This is a genomic window from Paraburkholderia lycopersici (genome assembly GCF_900096975.1).
GTDB classification, from domain to species: Bacteria; Pseudomonadota; Gammaproteobacteria; order Burkholderiales; family Burkholderiaceae; genus Paraburkholderia; species Paraburkholderia lycopersici.
In genome coordinates, this window is sequence record NZ_FMYQ01000048.1 from 22,442 (window position 1) to 28,676 (window position 6,235).

Genomic DNA, 6,235 nt, shown 5'->3' on the forward strand with positions numbered 1-6,235 from the left:
GAAGTCCGAAGCGAGGTCCGATGCGAGGTCCGATGCGAGGTCCGAAGCGAGGTCCGAAGCGAAACGAGGCGGCCCGAAGACCGCCTCGCGCCGGGAACATCGCAACCGGCATCGAATCAGCGCGCCGCGTCCCCCATCGGATACCCCTTGCCCGCCAGCCGCCGCGCAATGCGCACGAGCGCGAACCACTGCTGCGCGAGCAGGCTTTCGCCATAGTTCACGCCATTGCCGTACGGTGCGGGCAACTGGTCGCGAATGCCGGTGGGCTCGTGCTGCCGGTTCCACGACGCCGTGCGGAACATCATGTCCCACCACGGAAACAGCACGCCGAAGTTGCAGCCATAACGCGTGCCTTCGTGGCCGTAGCCGATCGCATGATGACGGCGATGAAACGCCGGGCTCACCACGACGCGCTCGAGCAGCCGGCCGATATTGATACGCGCGTTCACGTGCTGCACGCTCTGCATGAAGTTGCTCACGGCCACGAGCACGACGAACTGCGCGGGTGGCACGCCGATGAAGAGCGAAATGCCCGCGAAGAACGCGGCCTGCACGATATCGTCGAGAAAATGGTTGCGGTCGTCGCACCACAGCGACATCTGCTGCTGGCTGTGGTGCACGGCGTGCAGCTCCCACCACACACCGAAGCGATGCTGCCAGCGGTGATACCAGTAGCCCGCGAAGTCGAGCACGACCAGATAGATCAGGAACGACACGAGCGGCCTGTCGGTCACGCCGGGCCAGAGGTTGTCCACCTCGATGTTCGGCACGTCGTGGATCGCCATCAGGCTCTGCCAGTGATTGAACAGCGGCGTGAGCAGGAAAAAGAACGCGATGTTGACGATGCCGAGCTTCGCGATCCACGTGTACCAGACGTCGGCGCGCAAGGCCTTGCGGTCGCCCCATTCCTCGGCGGGACGCAGCGCTTCGAGCGGACGCAGGATCGCGTACATCGCGACGATCTCGAGCACCCCCACGATCACCCAGTAGAGCGCGTCGTAGGTGTCCTCGTCGTAGCCCATCAGGCCGACCTTGTAGAAGACCGGCTGCACCACGTCCACATAGACGAGCGTCTGCAGCCACGAAACGAGGTTGTCGGCCTGCGAAATCAGCGTATCGAGCATCGGGACTCCTGCGTCAATCCGGGTTGGGCGCGTAGACGGGCGCGCTGTCCGCAAAATAAATGCCATGCGGCGAGCGGCCCACCGCGATGGTGTCGATCAGCCGGCGCGTGTTCAGATCGACGATGCCCACGTGCTTCGCGAAGCGGAACGTCACCCACAAGTAGCGCTTGTCGGCGGAAAGCTCCATGTCGTCGGGGCCGGGACGCAGGCCCGTGATGTCGCCGACCTTGGCGAGCGTGGTGTAGTCGAGAATGCTGATCGTGCTTTCCACGCGGTTCGACACGGCCACATGCTTGCCGTCGTCGAGATTGCGGAAGTTGTGCGCGCCGCGGCCGGTCTGGATCTTTTTCACGAGCGTGCGGTTGTGCCAGTCCACCACGGCCACGTCGTCCTCGCCCGTCATGCCGACGAGCAGGTACTTGTCGCCGGGCGTCATCCACAGGCCCGCGGGCGTGCTGCCCACCTGCAGTTTCCAGAGCACCGTTTGTGTCGGCAGGTCGATGGCCGCCACTTCGCCCGTGTCCTGCAGCGTCACGAACGCCGTCTTGTTGTCCGAGGCGAACGTGATGTGGCTCGGCGTTTTCGCGAGCGGAATGCGCCTTGCGATCGTGAGGTTCTGGCCGTCGTAGCGATAGACGTCCACGCGGTCGAGCCGCAGGCCGGCCGTCACGAACCATTTATGGTCGGGCGAAAAGCCGAGCTGATACGGATCTTCAATGCCTTCGAGACGACGCTGCACCTGGCCCGTATGCGGATCGAGGAACAGCAGATCGTTCGACACGGAATCGGCGACGATGAGCGATTTGCCGTCGGGCGTAATCATCAGGTGATGCGGTTCCTTGCCGGTGGGCTCGGTGGCGACCACGGTGCGGCTCGCTTCGTCGATGAGCGAAAGCTTCGCTTCGCCCGAATCGAGCACGATGACCTTGTCGTCGGCATGGGCGAACGCGCCCCATGCAAGGCCGCCCATCAGCAACGCGGCCGCGAGCGGTGTTTTCATGCGGGCCGGTGTAAACGAAAAGATCGGGAATTCAGGCATTTCGTAAGGGAGAATAAGCAGCGAAGACGCGCTGTGCCCGTTTGTGCTGAGATGGGAGCGAGAGGCGGTCGCGCGGATTGCCTGCTTAACGCATGAGGGCCCGGTTTCGATGACGCACATGCAACGCATTTGCTGCTGTCCGATGCGTGCCTCGCGGCGACGGGCCGCGCGTACAGACCCTAACTCGTACGAGAAGTTTCATGGACCGTCGCGCCCGCGAAGATCGCCCCGCTAGCGCCGCTCGCGCGCCCGACGGGCTGACGCGCAACACGACCGCCGCGGTCCGCGACGCGCTCGAAGGACGCCGCCGCGGCCTCGCCCTTCTGCTGCCGCTCGCGGGCCCGGCCGTGGTGGTTTCCGTCGCCTATATCGACCCCGGCAACTTCGCGACCAACATCCAGGCCGGCGCGCGCTACGGCTATGCGCTGCTGTGGGTCGTGCTGCTCGCCAACGTCATCGCGATGCTGTTTCAGGGCCTTTCCGCGAAACTCGGCATCGCGACGGGCCGCAATCTCGCCGAACTGTGCCGGGACTCGCTCCCCGCGCCGTTCGTGTGGCTCATGTGGAGCGTGAGCGAAGTCGCGGCGATGGCGACCGACCTGGCCGAGTTTCTCGGCGGCGCGATCGGCCTCGCGCTGCTCTTTCATCTCCCGCTGCTGGCGGGCATGGCGGTGACCGCCGTCGTGACGTATGCGCTGCTCTTCCTCGAACGCGCGGGCTTCCGGCCGCTCGAACTCGTGATCGGCGCGCTCGTCGGCGTGATCGGCATCTGTTACGTGCTCGAGCTTTTCATCACGCCAGTCGAATGGCCGAGCCTGTTGCGCCATCTGGCCACGCCGCGCCTGCCCGACGCGCAAGCCGTGACGATCGCGGTGGGCATTATCGGCGCAACGGTCATGCCGCACGCGCTCTTCCTGCACTCGGGACTCACCCAGGCGCGCGTGCTGGCTCGCGACGACACGGAGCGCGCGCGCCTCGTGAAGTTTTCCAACGTCGAGGTGGTGGTCGCGCTTTCGGTGGCCGGCCTCGTCAACATGGCGATGGTGGTCATGGCCTCGGGCGCGTTTCACGAGGGCTATGCGGACGTCGCCGGGATCGGGACCGCCTACCGCACGCTCGCGCCGCTGCTCGGAGCAGCGGCGGCCAGCATCTTCCTCGTCTCGCTGATCGCCTCGGGCATTTCCAGTTCGGTGGTCGGCACGCTCGCCGGGCAGATGATCATGCAGGGCTTCGTGAACTTTCGCATTCCGCTATGGCTGCGCCGCGCGCTGACGATGGTGCCGAGCTTCGTCGTGGTGGCGCTCGGCGTGAACGCCACCGTTGCGCTCGTCATGAGCCAGGTCGTGCTGAGCCTCGCCCTGCCGTTCCCGATGACCGCGCTCGTCTGGTTCACGTGCCGCCGCGACGTGATGGGGCCGCATCGCAACGGCGCGCTCACGGCCGCCGTGGCCGTGGCGGGCGCGGCCGTCGTGCTCGCGCTCAACGTCGTCCTGCTGCTGGGAACTTTCGGCGTGGCCGTGCCCGGGCTCGCATAACGATCCGTCGAATGCCGCGCGAACGCGTTTAGTGAACGGCCGGCCGGTTTCTTGCCGCACGAATCTCGCGCGCCGGGTCGTTCGCGCAGCGCGTGCAAACTCGCGCGAAACCATGCACCATTAGCGTTTCGCCGCGCCTGCCTTCGAAGGGCGCGGCTTTTGCAACCGCGCGCAAGCGGTCCTGCCGAGCAGGATGACCGAGCGCGCGCCACCTCCGACATGCCATGACGAATCAGCCTGCCCAAGCCTTGCCCGAACAGCCCGTCGACATGATCATTTTCGGCGGCGGAGGCGACCTGGCCGCGCGCAAACTGCTGCCCGCGCTCTACATGGCGCACCTGCACGGCAACCTGCCGCCCGAAACGCGCATCATCGCCGTGGGCCGCAAGAACTGGACGATCGACGACTATCGCAAGTTCATGGAGGAGCAGTCGCGTCCGTTCATCGACGCGAAAGCCTTCGACGCGCAAGCCTGGGACCGTTATCTGAACCTGTTCCAGTACGTAATCATCGACGTGAACGATCCCGCCGATTACGCGCACCTGAAGGCGGCGTCGCGCGAGCATGCGCTGCGCGTGTTCTATCTCTCCACGTCGCCGGAACTGTTCACGACGATCTGCGACAACCTCTCGGCAGGCGGCCTGCTCGACGGCAGTTCGCGCGTCGTGCTCGAAAAGCCGCTCGGTCACGATCTCGCGTCGGCGCAGGAGATCAACGAGTCGGTGGGCAAGCATTTCTCCGAGTCGCAGATCTACCGGATCGACCACTATCTGGGCAAGGAAACGGTGCAGAACCTCATGGTGCTGCGCTTCGGCAATCCGATCTTCGGGCCGCTCTGGCAGGCGCCGTACATCCGCAGCGTGCAGATCACGGTGGCGGAAACGGTAGGCGTGGGCAGCCGCGCGGGCTTTTACGATCACACGGGCGCACTGCGCGACATGGTGCAGAACCATCTGCTGCAACTGCTGTGCATCGTGGCGATGGAGCCGCCCGTCTCGCTCGACCCGGACGCCGTGCGCGACGAAAAGCTCAAAGTGCTGCGCTCGCTGCGCCCCATGTCGCTCGCCGACATCGCCCGCGACACCGTGCGCGGCCAGTACGCCGCGGGCGCCGTGGACGGCAAGCCAGTGAAGGGCTACCTGGAAGAGGACAACGTGCCGTCCGACAGCAAGGCGGAAACGTTCGTGGCGCTGCGCGCGCACATCAACAACTGGCGCTGGGCCAGCGTGCCGTTCTTCCTGCGCACGGGCAAGCGCCTGCAGAAGCGCCAGTCGGAAATCGTGATCGAATTCGCGGACCTGCCGTTCTCGATCTTCCCGAGCGGGCCGCGCAATTACGGCAACCGTCTCGTGATCCAGCTTCAGCCCGAAGAGTCGATCCAGTTGCAGATGCTCGCGAAGGAACCCGGCAGCGGCATGAACATGCTGCCCGTGAACCTGAATCTCGATCTGCAACAGGCGATTCCCGAGCGCCGCGCGGAAGCCTACGAGCGCCTGCTGATCGACGTGATCCGCGGACGTCTCACGCACTTCATGCGCCGCGACGAACTGGAAGCCGCATGGAAATGGGTCGAACCGATTCTCGACGGCTGGAAGGAACTGAACGACCGCCCGCGCACCTACACGGCGGGCACGTTCGGGCCGGCGGCATCGTCGGCGCTGCTCGCGCGCGAAAACCTGTCGTGGGCCGAAGAGATGTGATTCGACGGACCGAGCGCCGCGTTTCGTGCGTGGCGCTCGCCCCCCGCATTAGTGGTCGCCCGAACCGGGACGAAAGAGATCGAGCCCCGCGAACGCGATCACCCCGCTCACCGCCATCAACGGCACCGAATGGCGCCCGAGAAAAAGTACGGCGGCCGCAAGCCACGTCGAAATACAAAAAGCGCCGATGCGCCGCATGATGAAACTCCTACCTTTTGATGCCTTTTTGCGCGCGCGGCAATAGCGCGCTGCGATCGCTCAGCCTAACGTGGCGCGCGCCGTACGCAGGCGCGAAACGGTATTCCCGAACGCTTCGCCGCCCAGCGTGCGCTTGAGGCGGCTCGTCACGGCCGCGCTCGCGGCGTTGAGCGCCTCGCGAATCGCAAGCGCCTGTGCCGTCGGCACGATCGCCACTTCGCGCCCGTCGCCTTCGGTGCGCTGCCGCTCCACGTAACCGCGCGCTTCGAGACCGTCGAGCACGCGCGTAGCCGTCGGCCGGGCGATGAACAGCAGATCGGCCAGTTCGCGTTGCAGCGAACCGGGCCGCTCGAGCACGGCGCGCAGCATGAAGCCCTGCGGCGGCGTAAGCTCGAAGCACTCGAAGGCTTCCGCCCATTCGCGCTCCAGACGCCGCGCGAGCGCCGTGGTGTTGAAGTAAAGGCAATGATCGAACATGCCGAAAGCATAACCCGATATCGTTAGCTATGCAACGATTCATGCCGAAGCCGGATATGACTTTACCTAGAGCGTGTTAGGCACTATTGTTAAGGGCTGCAAAGTGGACAAGCATAAGCACGGCGAAAATGACGAAGTGCAGGCCGGCCAAGGTTTCGGGCA

General features: G+C 65.1%; 6 protein-coding genes. 2 read left to right on the plus strand and 4 right to left on the minus strand.

Translation table 11 applies throughout. From position 1 onward, the window contains the following. Positions 1-116 precede the first annotated feature (116 nt). Positions 117-1,124: a sterol desaturase family protein gene (locus tag BLU17_RS31075; RefSeq protein WP_092006267.1), complete on the minus strand. Its 1,008-nt coding sequence runs from the start codon at positions 1,122-1,124 to the stop codon at positions 117-119. A 13-nt stretch (positions 1,125-1,137) separates the two neighbouring features. Beyond that, positions 1,138-2,124 carry a YncE family protein gene (locus tag BLU17_RS31080; RefSeq protein ID WP_092006270.1) on the minus strand — a complete coding sequence of 329 codons (987 nt, stop codon included), beginning with the start codon at positions 2,122-2,124 and terminating at the stop codon, positions 1,138-1,140. 239 nt (positions 2,125-2,363) lie between these two features. On the opposite strand from BLU17_RS31080, the gene BLU17_RS31085 reads away from it, so the two are divergent. Then, positions 2,364-3,698 carry an Nramp family divalent metal transporter gene (locus BLU17_RS31085; RefSeq protein WP_092006273.1) on the plus strand — a complete coding sequence of 445 codons (1,335 nt, stop codon included), beginning with the start codon at positions 2,364-2,366 and terminating at the stop codon, positions 3,696-3,698. 224 nt (positions 3,699-3,922) lie between these two features. Further along, entirely contained in the window at positions 3,923-5,398 is a 1,476-nt protein-coding gene (gene zwf / locus BLU17_RS31090; RefSeq protein WP_092006276.1) for a glucose-6-phosphate dehydrogenase, read from the plus strand. Positions 5,399-5,446: 48 nt separating this feature from the next. On the opposite strand, the gene BLU17_RS33425 is transcribed toward zwf, so the two are convergent. Further along, positions 5,447-5,596 carry a hypothetical protein gene (locus tag BLU17_RS33425; protein ID WP_092006279.1) on the minus strand — a complete coding sequence of 50 codons (150 nt, stop codon included), beginning with the start codon at positions 5,594-5,596 and terminating at the stop codon, positions 5,447-5,449. Positions 5,597-5,656: 60 nt separating this feature from the next. After that, positions 5,657-6,073: a MarR family winged helix-turn-helix transcriptional regulator gene (locus BLU17_RS31100; protein ID WP_092006284.1), complete on the minus strand. Its 417-nt coding sequence runs from the start codon at positions 6,071-6,073 to the stop codon at positions 5,657-5,659. Positions 6,074-6,235: the final 162 nt, after the last annotated feature.